This window comes from Nonlabens marinus S1-08, assembly GCF_000831385.1.
Classification (GTDB): domain Bacteria; phylum Bacteroidota; class Bacteroidia; order Flavobacteriales; family Flavobacteriaceae; genus Nonlabens; species Nonlabens marinus.
Genome location: NZ_AP014548.1, coordinates 917,142 through 933,686, shown reverse-complemented (window position 1 = coordinate 933,686; position 16,545 = coordinate 917,142). Strand labels below are relative to the sequence as shown.

The following is a 16,545-nucleotide window of genomic DNA, read 5'->3' as shown; positions in this document are numbered from 1 at the left end:
TCGAGAGCTACCTCAACGGCACCATCTTTAAATAGAGGTTTCGACCTAACATTAAAAAAAGTCTATGAAAAAGATTCTTATCCTGATTTTGATCCTAACCACCTCCTGCCAGCAGGAATTGGATCCCAGTGCTGCAAACATCAATTCCATATTTGAGACTCAAGATTTTCAAATCCGATTTACGCTGGAAAATGGAAGCGAATACCGAATGGGGTTTCTCAATAACGAAATGGCATTTTTCAGTCCAACAGAAACGGTTCGGCGAGAACTTTCCTATGATGATGTTCGATTGATCAATACCTTTGTTCAGAATCGCTACCGCGCTTCAGAAGATAAAATCAGATTTCAACCCCAAGTTGACGCTGTAAATCCAGCGATGACTGAGCGGAGTCAAAACCATAGCCGGATTGAAATTTATAACGACACTAAAAAAGTAACTCTTACCACACCAGATGCTACTGCATCTTTTCAAGAATTACTTTCAAAACTTGAATTGCCTTATGTATCCACTGAGAAGAAATAGACGACTGCGTACCAACGCTTCCATACGTTCCCTAGTTCAGGAAACGACCATCACGCCCAGCGACTTTATCGTGCCCCTATTTATAGTAGAAGGCTATGGTATTAAGGAAGAAATCGCCAGCATGCCAGACTATTACCGATTCAGCCTGGATTTGCTGTCCGTGGAAGTGAAAGGACTTTGGAAAATGGGACTGAAAAGTGTATTGCTTTTTGTCAAAGTGCCCTACAACCTCAAAGACAACAAAGGAACAGAAGCCTTGAATAAAGACGGTTTGATGCAACGCGCCATTAAAACGGTAAAAGATGCCGCACCAGATATGTATGTTATGACAGACGTTGCGCTGGATCCTTATTCCAGCTACGGTCATGATGGGATTGTGGAGGATGGCAAGATCATCAATGACGCAACTAGCGAAGTTCTTGCCCAAATGAGCGTTTCCCACGCACAGTCGGGAGCAGATATGGTTGCACCCAGCGATATGATGGATGGTCGTATTCTTTACATTAGAGAAGCTCTAGAAGAAAACGGATTTACCGACACTGGCATTATGAGCTATAGTGCCAAGTATGCGAGTGCTTTCTATGCCCCGTTTAGAGATGCGCTGGATAGCGCGCCAGGTTTTGGCGACAAGAAAACCTACCAGATGGACCCTGCGAACCGTGCCGAAGCGATCAAAGAATCCTTAATGGATATTGATGAAGGTGCCGATATTCTTATGGTAAAACCAGGGTTATGTTACCTAGATATAGTTCGTGACTTACGTAACGAGATCGAATTACCAATTGCGGTTTATCAAGTGAGTGGTGAATACGCCATGCTCAAGGCAGCCGCTGAAAAAGGCTGGCTGGACCACGATGCCGTCATGATGGAGCAAGTCACTGCCATCAAACGCGCTGGGGCGAATTTAATCGCTAGTTATTTTGCTAAGGATGTGGTGAATTTGATTTCATAGGGAAACCACTGGATCAATAGCTCTCTTAATCAACTGATTAAGAGTGTTTCTTCCATTCTTTAGACCATAAATTAGTTGGTCGTCAAATCCAGTAGTTAAAAAAACAAAATACTCACGCCTGTGCTATTGAAACACAATTTCAGGGTATTAAAAAAACCGCAAACCGGTGCAAAAATCAATTGACTGAGACCATGCTCATTTTAAGCAATATTCAAGAACATTAATTCGCTTTCGCGAAAGCGAAAAAACCCCTAATTTTTTTTCAAAAATATAGGAAACTACAGTCCAAAGGGATAGGTTTCAGGAATTTGGGCATCTGCCGCCTCCATATCGATATGATTCAATGCCTGGGTCTCATCAAAGAAGAGAAAATGGTCATATCTATCCTGAATGGTGGTAGGTACATAATTTCCAAAACGCTCATGCTGTGGGTTGTAAACTACCCCAACTGCCCTGTGGGCGATTCTTGTATCGATCTCTATGCTAGATTTAAGATCTTCCATATTTATGTGGAACTGTTTTCCCGCCTGGTGGCATAAATCCTCCCAGCTGTTCTCGCGACCCTCAGGTAGATTCATTGTTTCAACCGGTGACCCCCACGACTTTCCTGCAAGGACACTGCCCTTATAACTGCCAAAACCTATCAGGGAAACATGTTCCTTTTCATATTCATCACGGGCTAATTCACCTATATTGAAAAGGCCCTGGTCACCCATATCAGTAAATGAGGCATCACCTATGTGAGTATTGTGCGCCCAGACGATTCCCTTTGCATCTTTGCCATGAAATTCCAGCAGCCGATTTAAAGTGTTCATCATGTGGCGGTCCCGTAAATTCCAAGTGGACTCGTTACCAGAGGCCATGACACGGTAGTATTCTTCAGCATTCTTTGCCACTATAGCATTTTGCTTGGTACTGAAGGCGTGTTCTGGATCAGAATTGTAAGTGGGAACTTTACTGCGTATTTCCTTCAATAGATCGTTTACTTCTTCACGGCAACCCTCTGGAACCAGCCTGGTGGACAAGGCGTACTGCTGCCCATCACCACCGCGGTGAGGCTCAAAACAGCGCATGGCAGTCTTGGCAGTTTCAAGGGCGGCGGGATCTTCCTTTTTTAAATAACCCATAATTGCATCCAGGGACTCCCATAAACTATAGACATCCAGACCGTAAAATCCTTTTTGTTCTTTAGACGCTAATTCGCTATTGAATTCTTTGAGCCACTGCGCCCATTCATGTACTTCCCAATTGGCCCACATCCAGGTAGGCCATCTCTTGAATTCTTTGAGCGCTGTTTTGGTGTCTTTTTCTTCGTCTAGGTAGTTTTTTACATGACGGTTGAGCTCATAACAGGAAGGCCAGTCGCCCTCAACTGCGACAAAATCGAATCCATGTTCTTCCATTAGTGTTTTGGATATTTTTGCGCGCCAGTTGTAATATTCATGCGTACCGTGAGAAGCTTCTCCCATCATGACTACTTTTTTATCTTTTATAGAGTCTATAAAGGGTTGTAGATCCTCTTTATCTGTAAAATCTTTTCTGTTTTCCTTAATTGCTTTTATGATGGAATCTTTCATAGTTCTTTTTTTAAGTGATTCATTCAAAGTCTGGTGTAAATCTTAGGTTGATCTATGGCAAGCAGACTTGCGGCTATACTTACCTCATTGATGTCCAGATGGTCTGTATAAGTGGCTGCTTTCTTGTTTTCTTCCCGCAGCCAGAAACTTTCAATTTCTTCAGCAAGTACGTAGGATTTGTCAGGTATGCTTGGTTTTAAATTATGATCTTTCAGGAATTCCAGATTACCTTCTAAACATCGCAGTCCTAATGAAAGCCCGCACTCCCGAAACGCCAATCGGTAATTTGCAGATTCATTAGCTTTATAAAGCCGGCGAAATGCTGCCAATCCTTGTTGCGCGTCCCTTAATAACCGTTCAGGTTTTATGGAGTCTGGCAACTCTATTTTTTCCTGTAGTTCTGCCGCTCTTACCACATTTAAAAGCAGTCCTCCTATTCCCAGCGCGTCATCTGTGCCCCAATCTGAGCTGGCACAGAGTCTCTTTAATTTATTGATGTAACCGTCAAATTCTGCATCATAGGAAAACGAAAGCTCTCTGGCCTGCAAAGCGCATAGCAAACCTTCCAGCGGGTCATGAGCACCCATACGCGGTATGAGCGGTCGCGACATGTCCACGCTCATCTTCCAGTACATGTTCAAGCTTCCCTGGTCTTCTTTGATAAATCTGGATCCCGCCAGGCTTAATTCTGTCGCTTGGTCTATGAATTTTTCTTTGTCAAAATACCTGCCTGATTTGAGTAAGGCAATAATCCAACGGGTGTGATAATGAAAATACTGTCCGTCTCTTTCCCATTCCAAGCGCTGATCAATAGGATCATCTTCTTTACGCTCCGGCAATTTTTTCCCTATCCGCAGACCTTTTACGGTAGGATGCTGCTGAGCCGTTTCATCAGGTAGACCGCTTATCCAGCCTTTTCTTGTATCATATGGAGCAAATTTGCCCAGGTGATTATGAACTTTGTCAATGGCCTTTATAGCATAATCTTCAAAAACCTTGTCATTTTGAAGTTTCTTTAAGGCTAAAAAATTAAGTACTGCAAAAGAATCTGTCCAGAGATACCTACGGTTGCCCTGACCATCTTCTTTTTCAAGACCTGTGCGCTCAGCAAAGCTGTGCATCAGATCTTTAGCTTGTTCGTTCTGTTTTGTCGTTTGATAATCAGCCATTTCTAGTTATTTTGAATTTGACCGGTCATGGGGACAAAACGTACCATGAGCAGAGTTTCTTCAGTAAATTCGTCTTCAGAGTTTCGTTCTATCAGGACTAGTTTCTGGGTGCGCGTACCTATGGGAGCGAGAAGTTTCCCGCCTATCTTCAATTGTTTTTTTAAAGTTTCAGGGATTTTAGGAGGCGCTGCGGTAAGTTCTATAGCATCAAATGGACCTTCTTCCGGCCATCCATCGTAACCGTCGCCGTAACGAGTTTCAATATTGTCATAATCTGTTTTGGCAAGATTCTCTTTGGCCAGTTGGGCCAGCCACTCAATAATTTCTACAGAATACACTTTTTTTACCAGCCTGGATAATACCGCTGCATTATACCCACAACCTGTACCTACTTCCAATACTTTATCATCTTCGTTAAGTTGCAGCTCCTGCGCCATATAGGCAACTATATAAGGCTGGCTGATAGTTTGTGATTTCCCAATAGGCAGCGGATTGTCCTCGTAAGCCATGTCCTCCAACTCTGCCGGAACAAAATGTTTTCTTTCCACTTCTTCCATAGCTTTAAGAACTTTGGTATCATGAATATCCCTTCCTTTAAGATGTTTCTCGATCATTTGCTTTTTTGTGCTCATTGTAAGTAGTTTTAGTTAACAGATTGTGTAATAACTAATAAATTAAGTAAATATGTATTATATCTGTTATTAAAATAAACAATCGCCTATTATACGACAAATGATTTGTAGCTGTTTTCTTTAAAAAAGGGAAAAATTTAATTTTTTAAGAGCAGAAACATAAGGAAGTCATAAAACAAACATGGAGCTTGTTTCTTAAACCTGAGAAGTGTGATGAAGGTGTTCTGATTTAGATCTCAAATCTGGAAATCATATTGACTTTAATTAGATCACCTTTTCACTCTCCTGAATATTTTTTTTTAAAGAGGATGGTGTCGCTTTCCTGTCTGCCGACAGGCAGGCGCGAAAGCGAGATATACCTAATCATCAACTATATTTTGAAATTTAATTGCTGGGTTTCAAGATTCTTTGCTATTTAAAAACTGTCAACCTATTTTAGGACAACACAGTTCGCCTTAACCCTGAAAGCGGAATTACTCGAAGTAAGTTCGAATTTTTGAAGGGTACTCCGTTTAGTCAATGGGATATATGGAGACGCAAGATTTCAGGTGTCAGAATGTGATCCTGTATTCCATATTTGGGGTTCAGTCCTTGTTTAAACCTAACTTTTCTTTCAATTTCTCCCAGGTTCCCGGATTTTCCTGTTCCCTATCTGGATTTCCCAACAAAAAACCTACCGCTTTGGTTTGTTCAAACTCATCAAGAATATTCTTTAACACGGCCAGATAGGGTATAAAGAGTATGATTCCAGCGATGCCCCAGATCTTTCCTCCAATGAATATGGCAATAATTACTGCATAGGGATTGAGACTCACCTTATTACTCATGATATTAGGTGTTATAAAATTGCCTTCCAGGAACTGAACAAATCCAAAAATCGCTACAACACCTAGTGGATAAAGCAGGCTATCTGTTGTCACCAGTGCAAAAAGAAAAGGCAATAACCCACCTATGGATATTCCTATGTAAGGAATCACAGCCAGCAAGCCGGAAAGACCACCCCACAAAATAGGATATTCTATTCCAAGTATCCATAGCCCGAGTGTGTTTAGAGTTCCCACGGTAAGCATCATAAGCAGCAAGCCGTTGATGTAATCACTTACCAGTCTTTTAGTATTAGCAATAAGCCGCGATAGTGTTTCCTGTAGATGATCTGGAAAGATGCGCTCCAAAAACTCCCTAAAGAAACTGCGGTAGTACAAAATAAAAAACACAGATAATAAAAGAATGACTCCGAATGAAAACGCGTTTGCAGTAGCCGTCAATGTACCAGAAAAGAAAGCAGATCCTCGTTGTAAAATATTGCTCAGATGGTCTTTTATATAATCGGATTGGAATTGGGGCTCCATATCAAGATTGTCCTTAAAAAATTCCTGAAACTGGCCAACGACACCCAGCAATTTCTCTCCTATTTGTGGAATATCATCTATAAGACGACTGACAGGAATCGACAAACCCACAATGACCGCACTCAATACTATAAAAGCGATAATGATGGTGAGCAGTACCGCCCAAAAGCGCGATAGGCGGATTTTCTCAAAAAAACGATTTATTGGTAATAACAGAATTGCCAATAACAATCCCAAAGCCATTGGTATCAATATAAAGCTGGCTACATATAAAAAGAAAAAGAATATGATAACAGCGAGTGATAAGAATACAAATTTGATATAACCTGGAATCTTCATGAACTTTGAAGTTTAAGTGGGTTTGTTGGTACACAGTTTTGAGCTCTGGATCAGGTGATTTTCAACACGCTGTGCTATTGAAACTTAGTTATTATAGCATGGTAAAAATCCCGCATATTACTGTTTTCAGAATCTTGACGATGCTTAAGCATATGATCCAAACATACACGATTTGAACACAATGTACGATAAAAATCAACCCTGTAAAACACTAGAAAAGCCTGATAACATTTCTAGTCACAAAACTCTAAGCCGTGGCAACTTCACTAGGGCTAGGCTTGTAAAAGGGCAGACTGATTCAACCTTTAAAAACATATAGATTCCTAATCTTTTTTCAATGCTTTTTAGGGCTATACAAGGCTGGCTGGATCATGATGCGGTGATGACGGAATAGATTACCGCCATCAACCGCGCTGGTGCTAATTTGATTGCTAGTTATTTTGCTAGGGATGTGGTAAATTGCTTGAATAAAAAAAATATGACTGCAGTAATCGGAGTAATGAATAAACACGCTATAGCAATAGCAGCAGACTCTGCAGTTACTGTAAGCGGAACTAATGGTAGTAAAGTTTACAATACAGCAAACAAAATATTTACCCTTTCTAAGTTTCATCCCGTGTCGATTATTATTTACAATAATGCTAATTTGATGCTGACCCCATGGGAAATAATCATAAAATTATATCGTGATCAGCTTGGTGATAAAGAATTTCCTCATCTGAGAGATTACAGTGAGAATTTTTTTGAATTCTTGAAAAAGAAAGATTATTTCACTAATGAAAAAGCGATTCACAATATTATTTACACAACGCTTAATGATTTAATAAAAAATGGCCTGCACAAGTCAATGGAAGAGGTTTCACTAAGTGAGGAAAACTTGATAACCATGGAACAGGAAAAACGAAATAAGCTGTTTTCTGAAAAGTTTATTGAAATTCTGGATTTAGAAAGAAACAATTGTGAGCATTCTGAGGCTTTAGTTGACTTTAAGGACTTTACTAGAGAAGAGTATGATAAAACTATTTCTCCTTTAGTCGATAAAGTTTACTCTGAACGATATTCAGATTTTTCTTCAACCAAGAAAAGTTTTCATGATTTTTTCTATAGCTATATATTGTCTAAACAAATGTATGGTCAATGGACTGGTCTCGTCTTTGCAGGATATGGTGAGGATGAAATCTATCCAGTAACTATTAGTACAAAGGTTGCTAATGTCTTTAACGAAAGGCTGAGATACTATACTGAGCGCATAGAAGAAATTGATGATGATAATAATGGGTCAATAATGCCGTTTGCACAAAGAGATGTAATAGACACTTTAATTAGCGGCGTAAGTCCAGAAATTAACACAACTCTAATAAATGCATTTAGTAAAGTCTTAACTCAGTACAATGAACTATTAATTAATTTTATAAGACCTATTTCAGAACCTTTAGCTGATAAAATTGAAAGTCTGGATATCGATCCTATATTTGAAGAGTTTATTCAACATATAGAAGAGTTCAAAAGAAATAAACATATCGATCCGACGGTAAGCACAGTGTCTGTATTATCAAAAGAAGATCTTACCGAGATGGCCGAAAGTTTAATATATTTGACCTATCTTAAAAGAAGGATCAGTTCAGATGAAGAGTCTGTAGGAGGTCCAGTAGATGTAGCAGTAATTTCTAAAGGAGATGGTTTTATTTGGATCAAACGGAAAAATTATTTCAAATCAGAACAGAATCCTCATTTTTTAAATAATTATTTTAAATAACTTTTATGTTTACTAAATTCAAAACTCAAAAATTCAACTCTATTTTGTCATTTGACTTTTTAGATGAATGTGAAGAGAATAAAGTCTTGGTAGATAGCGATAAAGTCAGTGATTTAATTGCTGACCGTGTCATCGATAAAATAAAAGAGCAATTGGTGTTATCATAATTGATTCTTAGTTGTTTGTTATTGACCTAGAATAAGAACTGTTTTTATTCTATTTCCCAAAAACTTAACTACAACCACAAATCCCTTTTCCTATTTTTACGGCAAAACAACTATCCATGGGATTATTGATCCTCTATGCCGTAGTATCTATTTTCTTTTCTTTTATGTGTTCCATTTTGGAAGCCGTGCTGCTTTCCATCACGCCTAATTTTATTAGAATGAAAAGTCAGGAAGGCGCCACCTATACTAATGCCCTTACCGTTCTTAAAAACGATGTAGATAAACCGCTTATTGCTATTCTGACTCTAAACACGCTCGCCCACACCGTTGGCGCGATTCTAGTAGGTGTGCAGGCTGAAAGTATGGTGTCTGAAGGTTTTCAGGCGGCAGTTTTAGGAATTCCACTAGTAGGTGTGGTATCTGGGATCATGACCGTTTTGATTCTAGTAGTTTCGGAAATCATCCCTAAAACGATAGGTGCAACTTACTGGCAGAATCTGGCTGGAATTTCTACTAGTATATTAGTTGGGATGGTAGCTGTTTTAAAATACACAGGAATACTCTGGGTGTTGCAATTGACCACTAGAGCCATTGGTAAAAGTGCGCATATGAATACCATGACCCGTGAGGAATTTATCTCCATTACAGAGACTGCAGAAGAGGAAGGCGTTTTTCATCCATCAGAGGGACAGTTTATCAAAAGCTTGATGAACTTCAATAAAATCAAGGTAAAAGACATCATGACACCGCGGTCCGTTATTTTTATGGCTCCACAAGGGATGCTCATTAAAGATTTTTTTGAAGCTGATAAAGACCTCAGGTTTTCACGTATTCCTGTATTCGGCAAAAATCGTGACGACATCACTGGTTACGTGCTAAAAGATGCTATTCTCGCTGACATCATTCACAATAAGCCTGCTGAAACCCTAGAAGATCTACGTCGTGAAATAGCGCTGGTACGATTTGACATGCCTATTACCCAACTCTTTGACCAGATGATTGCCACTAAGGAGCATATCGCACTGGTGCTGGATGATTATGGGAGTGTTCACGGCCTGGTGACTATGGAAGATGTCATTGAAACCATGCTGGGTCTTGAGATTATGGATGAAAGTGACAATGTAGAGGACATGCAGCTCCTCGCCCGCAAGAACTGGGAGAAACGCAGCAAGTCTTTGGGATTAAACAAAAAGGACAGTAGTAAGACGGATTAATCTAGAATCTTGCACTGGGGTTGTAGAGTTTTCGCTTTCGCGAAAGCGAACTCATTACCAAAATATACTTACTCAATAACTCCTGCCTCTAGCATGTAATTGACAATCGCCTCTTTCATCAATAAAGACTGCTCACCCGCTTTGAGGGGCGGCAGGTTTTGAACCACTGCGTAGTGCGGCCATTTATCCTCGTCAAAATGTGAAAATTGATAATATCCATAAGGCTCTAAGACTCTACAGATGGCAATGTGCATGAGCTGATACTTCTCGTCTTTCTGGAATTTACGGTGCAATTGTCCCAACTCTTGGACACCTATCATAAATAGAATGGCATCCAGATCCATTGCTTCCCCATCGCTAAATCGCTCTTGGAAAAAAGTGATGGTTTGCTCCCATCGTATCTTAAGTTGCTCGTCTCTCGCCATACCTACAAAGGTACGTCACCTGCTTGATACTGTTGAAAATGCCCTTTAATCTTTTAGGCTGCCATTAAGAGATGGTGATGAAGTAAAAAACCTACTTTTGGTTCAAAATACGTATCATGAAACAATTTTTACTATTTACCGCCCTAGCGACTATCCTACTATTCACCAGTTGTAAGGAAGATACCAACCAGCCACTGGCTACAGAAACGGAACTTTCTACAGAGTCTGCCACTACAGATCAAGGATCATCCACTTCAAAAAATAATACTACCACGGCTGACAAAGACCCTAAAAGAAATGTACAAGCTGGCCAACTATTAGAGTCTGAAAGGATCGCTAAAGAAGTAGAAACTAAAAATTATGTAACGGCAGTGCTGACTCCTACTTCTATTAATTTATTCGAAAAAAACGGAAAGCAGGACATCTTGATGTTCGGTCAATCAGATGCTGTCGTACTTACTAAAATGAAAAAGTATTTAGGAGATTACAGTACTGATAAAATGGAAGATAACTGTAATGGAAAACGGGTACGCATCGTTCGCTGGGAGGAATACATCAACTTAGTTTTTGTAGAACGCAACGGTCAGTCCCAGTTTGCAGGCTGGAATTTGCAATCCAGAGATGATAACGCTACCCAATTTAAAATGAGCAGTGGTTTGACTGTAGGTGTCAAGCGTACCGACTTGAGTACTCCCATGAGTCAGAAAGCTGATAAAACTTCCTTAGGATATTTACAAAGACCTGATTCTGTCACCGCCATACTCACCTCGCCTGATGCTGATGCCACGGTTACTTACCTATTTTCAGGGGTGAATTGTTATGCTCTTGAAACAGGTGTAAAGCCAGAGAGCGAGAAGAATTAATTTAAGAATAAGTTCTATCAAAAACGGCTGCCCTGATTATGGGCAGCCGTTTTTTATGTTTAATGATGGCATTGATTTACTTGTTCATCAACTCTTCTATTTCTTCTATTTCTATAGGGATGTCACCCATTAAATTTTTTGGGCTTCCTTTTTCCTGAATCACCACATCATCCTCTAGGCGGATGCCTATTCCTTCATTTGGAATATAGATACCTGGTTCAACGGTAAATACATTGCCCGCTTGCATGGGCTCCCATAGCAAACCGTAATCGTGAGTGTCCAGTCCTATGTGGTGTGAGGTGCCGTGCATGAAGTATTTTTTATAGGCTGGCCAGTCTTTGTCTTCGTTCTGTACATCTGCTTTGTCAAGTAATCCTAAGGCTAGCAATTCACTGGTCATGATATTTCCAACCTCCTTGTGGTACTCTTTCCATAAAGTCCCGGGTGTTAGCATTTTTGTAGCTGCCTTTTTTACATTATTTACAGCCTTGTACACTTCCTTCTGACGCTTAGTAAAGGTTCCATTGACAGGAATGGTACGGGACATGTCAGCCGCATAATTTGCATAAGTGGATCCTACATCCATTAAGACAAGGTCTCCATCCTTACATTCTTGATTGTTTTGTACATAATGCAAGACATTTGCATTGTTACCACTAGCAATAATTGGGGTGTATGCAAATCCATCGCTACGCCTTCTGAAGAACTCATGTAAGTACTCTGCCTCAATTTCATACTCCATTACACCTGGCTTCATAAATTCAAGCACCCTGCGGAAGCCCGCATTAGTAATATCACAAGCCGTTTGCATCAACTCAATCTCTAGAGGGTGTTTGACGGCTCGCAAACGCTGCATGATAGGTGCGCTCTTTGCATAATTGTGTGCCGGGTACTGTGCCTTAGTTTTTAAAATAAAACGGTCTTCCCTAGTTTGCATTTCTACCGCTTGACGGTAATGCTCGTTAGTATTGAAATAGATAGTTTCCGCTTGGGTCATCATTTCAAAGAACTTTTTATCAAATTCCTTTAACCAATACACTGTTTCTATCCCGGTAACTTCAGTGGCCTTTTCCTTAGTCAACTTCTCTCCTTCCCATACTGCAATATGATCATTAGTTTCAGTCACAAATAACACCTCGCGATGTGCTGGATCAGGACAATCTGGAAATAAAATCAAAATCGTATCCTCTTGATCTGCTCCACTTAAATAAAAAATATCCCGGTGTTGTTTAAATGGCATTGTGCTGTCGGCACCAGTTTTAAAAACATCATTAGAATTAAAAACTGCAAGACTCGAGGGCTTCATTTGAGCCATAAAATTCTTGCGATTGGTTTTAAAAAGCGTGTTATCTATTGGGTCGTATTTCATAAAATATAAAAGTTGTTTTAAAGTCTTGGTTGAGTTCGCTTTCGCGAAAGCGGTACCTCTTTAACAGCAAATAGGTGATGGCCCTCAAACACTGTTAAAAAATGTACAATTCAAATTTAAGGCGTCTGACAGGCTTTACTGTTATAATAATTGTAAATGCCCAAGCTTCCAAAAGTAACTCGGCTTGTGTATCTTCACAGCACTAAAGTTCGTATCATGAAACACCATTTACTTTTAGCTTCCTTATTTATTGCTTCTAGCGTTATCGCACAGCAACCTACCAGTTCAGATAAACTAATCAGCGATCTGGAAATGCAACAGGAATCTGCTGCCACATCTCTTTACAAAAATCTTGAGTTTGAAAACATAGGTCCTACAATCATGTCTGGTCGTGTGGTAGATGTAGATGTCAACCCTACAGACCCTACTGAAATGCTCGTAGCTTATGCTAGCGGCGGCCTATGGCATACCAGCAATAATGGCACGAGCTTCACTCCTATCATGGATAACGCGATGACCATAAACTTAGGTGATATTGCCGTTGATTGGGCATCAAAAACTATCTGGGCTGGAACTGGCGAGAACAACGCCAGTCGCAGTAGCTATGCGGGTATAGGATTACTCAAGTCTACTGACTGGGGCAAAACATGGAGCAAACCCATGTTGCCAGCCACTCATCACATAGGCAGAATCCTAATCGATCCAGCGAACACTGATCATGTGGTGGTAGCTGCGACGGGTCCATTATATACGCTGAGTGATGACCGTGGAATTTATACCACGATGGATGGTGGTGCTACCTGGAGCAAAACTTTATTTGCAACTAATATGGCTGGATTTATAGATCTAGCCGCAGCACCAGACAACTTCAATGTGATGTATACAGCGAGTTGGGAAAAAGATCGCAAGGCATGGAATTTTGACGGTGACGGTGAGGCAAGTGCCATTTATAAAAGCACGGATGCCGGCCAGACGTGGAACAAGATTTCTACTGAGGCTAGCGGTTTCCCAACGGGATCAGGAGTTGGCCGCATAGGTCTAGCAGTTTATGATGAAAATACGGTGTATGCGATTCACGATTCCCAATTCCGCAGAGAGAAGAGTGATGAGGACGCTTCCGCGAAAGCGAACTCTGACAGAGTTTTGACCAAAGATGATTTTCAAGGAATGACCATGGATGCTTTCCTGCAACTGGAAGACAAGACACTGGACAAATACCTGAAAGAAAACGGGTTTCAAGAAAAATACCGCGCGGCAAATGTCAAAAACATGGTGCGCAGCGGCGCTGCAAAACCTGCTGACCTAGCGCTGTACCTTGAAGATGCGAACACTCAATTATTTGACACTCCAGTTAAAGGAGCCGAGTTATACCGCTCCAACGACGGTGGAAAGACCTGGAATAAAACGCATGAAGGTCAAATTGACGATGTATTTTACAGCTATGGATACTACTTTGCACAAGTGCGGGTAGACCCAAAAGATGTGAGTAAAGTGTATGTCATGGGAGTTCCCATTATCAAATCTGCCGACGGCGGAAAGACTTGGGAAAATATCTCTAGAGAAAATGTTCATGCTGATCATCACGCGCTTTGGGTAGATCCTAATGATAGCGGTCACTTGATCAACGGGAACGATGGAGGATTGAATATTTCATACGATGATGGTGAGACCTGGATTAAAAATAACACGCCAAGTGTTGGCCAGTTTTATGCGATCAATTATGATATGGAAGAGCCTTACAATGTGTACGGTGGATTACAAGATAATGGGGTTTGGGTAGGAGCTCATAACGCCCGTGAAGACCGATCCTGGCAACAACAAGGTCAATATCCATGGGAATCCATCATGGGTGGCGATGGGATGCAAATCCAGATTGATTCTAGAAATAGTGACATTGTTTATACTGGCTTCCAATTCGGTAATTATTTTAGAATCAATAGAGAAACTGGCGAGCGTGCTTACATTCAACCGAAACATGAGCTGGGCGAGTCGCCCTACCGTTTCAACTGGCAGACGCCTATCCTATTGAGTTCTCATAATCAGGACATCCTTTATCTGGGTGGTAATAAATTGCACAGGTCCATGAATCAGGGAACAGACTGGACAGCGATTTCGCCAGATTTAACTCAAGGAGGTAAAGAAGGAAATGTAGCATATGGAACGCTAACCACGATTAGTGAATCACCATTTCAATTCGGGATGATCTATACAGGATCTGATGATGGACTGGTACAACTCACTAAAGATGGTGGTTCTACCTGGACAAAATTAAACGGTGGCTGGCCTGCTGATTTATGGGTAAGCCGTGTTGTGGCATCACAACACAAAAAAGATCGTGTTTATGTAACCTTAAATGGTTATCGCGGTGATAATTTTACCGCATATGTTTTCAAAAGCGAGGATGCTGGGAAAACTTGGCAAAGCATAGCTACTGGGTTGCCTGCATCTCCAGTAAATGTTATTACAGAACATCCAACAGATGAAAATATGATTTTCCTAGGTACTGACAATGCGGTTTGGGTTGCAGCAGATGGTGCCGCTTGGTCACTGCTCAATCCAGATATGCCTCCAGTTGCGGTTCATGATTTGAAGATCCAGCCAAAAGCTAATGATTTATTAGTAGGTACTCACGGTAGATCCATTTATAAAGTCAATCTAGATGAGCTAGGTCTTGTGGAAGCCAGCGCAGATGAAAATGCGATGGGTTATTACAGTAAAAAACTGAAGATGGGTAAATTAGAAGGTTTCCGTGCGAGTCCTCGTTATGGGGCTACACGTTTCTTAAGCGACGAAAGTCCAGAGCCTAGCGTGCAAATTTCTTACTACAGTCCAGAAGGCGGCAAAGTAAAAATGGAAGTCTTGAACGCTGAAGGAAAAACCATCCAAGAAGCAAACCTTACCGCAGATGCTGGATTGAATTTCTATGATTACAACGGGTCCGTTTCAGAATCTGGTGCAAAGCGATTTGATAAAAAGGATGCCCCTAAAAAAGCAGACAACGGTAACTACTACCTTACTGCTGGAAGTTATACGGTAAAGCTATCAGGAAAAGGTGGAAGTGCTAGTGAGAAACTAGAGGTAAAATAGAAACCTGTTTTTTGTCATCACCAGGTGTGGAATGAATCCCGCATCTGGTGATGAAATTTGGGGCTTCGAGTGTCTCAGCCCTCCCAATTATGATTCGTTCGAGCATTAAGGAGGCCATTGAGCTTGTCGAAAGGCTCTAGAAATGCGGGAAGATTATTAGGATGTCAAACCTCCTCAATCACGAAGAAACCATCATTTCCTTGGCCTTGATATAGCGGCATAAAGATGCGCGCATTCCAGGTGCTTTTTAACTCTGCACCATTGTTGTGGGCGAGCAGTTCGCCTTTGGATATTTTTTGAAAGTTGTCAAACCCAGCTTTCATTTTGAAATCATCGCCATCCTTAATTTCATGACGATGAATGATTTCAAAGGTTTTTTGGTCCGGCGCCTCGTTTTTCAAGCTTTCCACACATTGCGGATGTGTTTTGATTTGCGTTAGATCCAGATCACAAGCTTCTTTCAACATCAACCAAATCATACTTTGATGATGCCTAGCCGATGCTGGATCGTCATGCTGACCCGCCTCAAATGTGAAGCCCGTTAAGCCTCGATCTGTAAAATAATGGTCGATGCTACCATTGACTATATCGCTAAAACCACGAACGATATAAGTAGGAAAGCGGTGCGCCCATTCATCATTGTCATTTTTCACTTGTACTGACATATAAGGTGCGCTTTGGGAAGAAGTGGTGTGGCAATCCAGAAAGTAGGCCTTTTGCCCTTTATGATGTGCCAGTTCCATATCGAGAATCTCGATGATTTCCTCCATCTCCAGTTCCTCGTGTGTGTCTTTTATTTGTTTGGCGATTTTAATAGGTTTCCAGGTACGGTTCAAATCCTCGTCAATGAATCGCACTCCTTTTTCCAGCGCTCCACGATTGCCTCGCAACCCAATTAATGTTCCATTAATCTGAGCCTTGCTGGCTCTCAATTGACTAAACACTTCTTCTAGAGCTTTTACACCGCTAGGTTCATTACCGTGCACTGCTGCAGTAATAAATACTAGGGGTCCAATGGTATTACACGTATATCTATCTATGATTCGTTTCATATGGAGTTGTTTAAGGGTTGTACTATCGTTGAGGTTGCATGATTGCAGGATAGGTTTAATAAGTTCACTTT

At 40.9% G+C, this 16,545-nt stretch carries 14 protein-coding genes; 7 read left to right on the top strand and 7 right to left on the bottom strand.

The window, feature by feature from the left end; all coding sequences use genetic code 11:
* Positions 1-64 precede the first annotated feature (64 nt).
* Together NMS_RS04395 and hemB are read left to right on the top strand one after the other, a co-directional pair.
* Entirely contained in the window at positions 65-523 is a 459-nt protein-coding gene (locus NMS_RS04395) for a hypothetical protein (protein ID WP_041495603.1), read from the top strand.
* Positions 501-1,475: a porphobilinogen synthase gene (hemB, locus tag NMS_RS04390; RefSeq protein ID WP_041495602.1), complete on the top strand. Its 975-nt coding sequence runs from the start codon at positions 501-503 to the stop codon at positions 1,473-1,475. The genes NMS_RS04395 and hemB overlap by 23 nt, the downstream gene beginning before the upstream one ends.
* 278 nt (positions 1,476-1,753) lie before the next feature.
* On the opposite strand, the gene NMS_RS04385 is transcribed toward hemB, so the two are convergent.
* From NMS_RS04385 to NMS_RS04370, 4 genes are all read right to left on the bottom strand, one after another.
* Complete coding sequence (locus tag NMS_RS04385) at positions 1,754-3,052, bottom strand: erythromycin esterase family protein (protein WP_052476712.1); 1,299 nt, start codon at positions 3,050-3,052, stop codon at positions 1,754-1,756.
* Between the two features lie 23 nt (positions 3,053-3,075).
* A complete protein-coding gene (locus NMS_RS04380; protein WP_052476710.1) occupies positions 3,076-4,221 on the bottom strand; it encodes a hypothetical protein in 1,146 nt (381 codons plus the stop codon).
* Positions 4,222-4,223: 2 nt separating this feature from the next.
* A complete protein-coding gene (locus NMS_RS04375; protein ID WP_041495601.1) occupies positions 4,224-4,853 on the bottom strand; it encodes a protein-L-isoaspartate(D-aspartate) O-methyltransferase in 630 nt (209 codons plus the stop codon).
* 584 nt (positions 4,854-5,437) lie between these two features.
* Entirely contained in the window at positions 5,438-6,541 is a 1,104-nt protein-coding gene (locus NMS_RS04370) for an AI-2E family transporter (RefSeq protein WP_052476708.1), read from the bottom strand.
* 478 nt (positions 6,542-7,019) lie between these two features.
* Between NMS_RS04370 and NMS_RS04365 the strand changes: the two genes are divergently transcribed.
* The 3 genes from NMS_RS04365 (at position 7,020) to NMS_RS04360 (ending at position 9,678) form a co-directional block, all read left to right on the top strand.
* On the top strand, positions 7,020-8,297 hold the full coding sequence (locus NMS_RS04365) for a hypothetical protein (RefSeq protein WP_041495600.1): 1,278 nt from the start codon (positions 7,020-7,022) through the stop codon (positions 8,295-8,297).
* 5 nt (positions 8,298-8,302) lie between these two features.
* Positions 8,303-8,464 carry a hypothetical protein gene (locus tag NMS_RS13875; RefSeq protein WP_158448959.1) on the top strand — a complete coding sequence of 54 codons (162 nt, stop codon included), beginning with the start codon at positions 8,303-8,305 and terminating at the stop codon, positions 8,462-8,464.
* 116 nt (positions 8,465-8,580) lie between these two features.
* Positions 8,581-9,678 (top strand): CNNM domain-containing protein, encoded by a 1,098-nt coding sequence (locus NMS_RS04360; RefSeq protein WP_041495599.1) that lies wholly within the window; start codon positions 8,581-8,583, stop codon positions 9,676-9,678.
* A 68-nt stretch (positions 9,679-9,746) separates the two neighbouring features.
* On the opposite strand, the gene NMS_RS04355 is transcribed toward NMS_RS04360, so the two are convergent.
* Positions 9,747-10,103: a hypothetical protein gene (locus NMS_RS04355; RefSeq protein ID WP_041495597.1), complete on the bottom strand. Its 357-nt coding sequence runs from the start codon at positions 10,101-10,103 to the stop codon at positions 9,747-9,749.
* Positions 10,104-10,219: 116 nt separating this feature from the next.
* On the opposite strand from NMS_RS04355, the gene NMS_RS04350 reads away from it, so the two are divergent.
* Positions 10,220-10,966 (top strand): hypothetical protein, encoded by a 747-nt coding sequence (locus tag NMS_RS04350; RefSeq protein WP_041495596.1) that lies wholly within the window; start codon positions 10,220-10,222, stop codon positions 10,964-10,966.
* Between the two features lie 76 nt (positions 10,967-11,042).
* On the opposite strand, the gene NMS_RS04345 is transcribed toward NMS_RS04350, so the two are convergent.
* Entirely contained in the window at positions 11,043-12,335 is a 1,293-nt protein-coding gene (locus NMS_RS04345) for an aminopeptidase P family protein (protein WP_041495594.1), read from the bottom strand.
* A gap of 216 nt (positions 12,336-12,551) precedes the next feature.
* Between NMS_RS04345 and NMS_RS04340 the strand changes: the two genes are divergently transcribed.
* Positions 12,552-15,422, top strand: coding sequence for a VPS10 domain-containing protein (locus NMS_RS04340; protein WP_041497465.1), 2,871 nt, complete (start codon positions 12,552-12,554; stop codon positions 15,420-15,422).
* A 164-nt stretch (positions 15,423-15,586) separates the two neighbouring features.
* On the opposite strand, the gene NMS_RS04335 is transcribed toward NMS_RS04340, so the two are convergent.
* Positions 15,587-16,474, bottom strand: coding sequence for a M14 family metallopeptidase (locus NMS_RS04335; protein WP_041497463.1), 888 nt, complete (start codon positions 16,472-16,474; stop codon positions 15,587-15,589).
* Positions 16,475-16,545: the final 71 nt, after the last annotated feature.

What these genes read in the sequence shown, in the direction of transcription:
- NMS_RS04375 (WP_041495601.1), bottom strand. Translation starts at nt 4,853, where the DNA reads ATGAGCACAAAAAAGCAAATGATCGAGAAACATCTTAAAGGAAGGGAT.
- NMS_RS04385 (WP_052476712.1), bottom strand. Translation starts at nt 3,052, where the DNA reads ATGAAAGATTCCATCATAAAAGCAATTAAGGAAAACAGAAAAGATTTT.
- NMS_RS04345 (WP_041495594.1), bottom strand. Translation starts at nt 12,335, where the DNA reads ATGAAATACGACCCAATAGATAACACGCTTTTTAAAACCAATCGCAAG.
- NMS_RS13875 (WP_158448959.1), top strand. Translation starts at nt 8,303, where the DNA reads ATGTTTACTAAATTCAAAACTCAAAAATTCAACTCTATTTTGTCATTT.
- NMS_RS04370 (WP_052476708.1), bottom strand. Translation starts at nt 6,541, where the DNA reads ATGAAGATTCCAGGTTATATCAAATTTGTATTCTTATCACTCGCTGTT.
- NMS_RS04360 (WP_041495599.1), top strand. Translation starts at nt 8,581, where the DNA reads ATGGGATTATTGATCCTCTATGCCGTAGTATCTATTTTCTTTTCTTTT.
- NMS_RS04395 (WP_041495603.1), top strand. Translation starts at nt 65, where the DNA reads ATGAAAAAGATTCTTATCCTGATTTTGATCCTAACCACCTCCTGCCAG.
- NMS_RS04340 (WP_041497465.1), top strand. Translation starts at nt 12,552, where the DNA reads ATGAAACACCATTTACTTTTAGCTTCCTTATTTATTGCTTCTAGCGTT.
- NMS_RS04365 (WP_041495600.1), top strand. Translation starts at nt 7,020, where the DNA reads ATGACTGCAGTAATCGGAGTAATGAATAAACACGCTATAGCAATAGCA.
- NMS_RS04350 (WP_041495596.1), top strand. Translation starts at nt 10,220, where the DNA reads ATGAAACAATTTTTACTATTTACCGCCCTAGCGACTATCCTACTATTC.
- NMS_RS04355 (WP_041495597.1), bottom strand. Translation starts at nt 10,103, where the DNA reads ATGGCGAGAGACGAGCAACTTAAGATACGATGGGAGCAAACCATCACT.
- hemB (WP_041495602.1), top strand. Translation starts at nt 501, where the DNA reads ATGTATCCACTGAGAAGAAATAGACGACTGCGTACCAACGCTTCCATA.
- NMS_RS04335 (WP_041497463.1), bottom strand. Translation starts at nt 16,474, where the DNA reads ATGAAACGAATCATAGATAGATATACGTGTAATACCATTGGACCCCTA.
- NMS_RS04380 (WP_052476710.1), bottom strand. Translation starts at nt 4,221, where the DNA reads ATGGCTGATTATCAAACGACAAAACAGAACGAACAAGCTAAAGATCTG.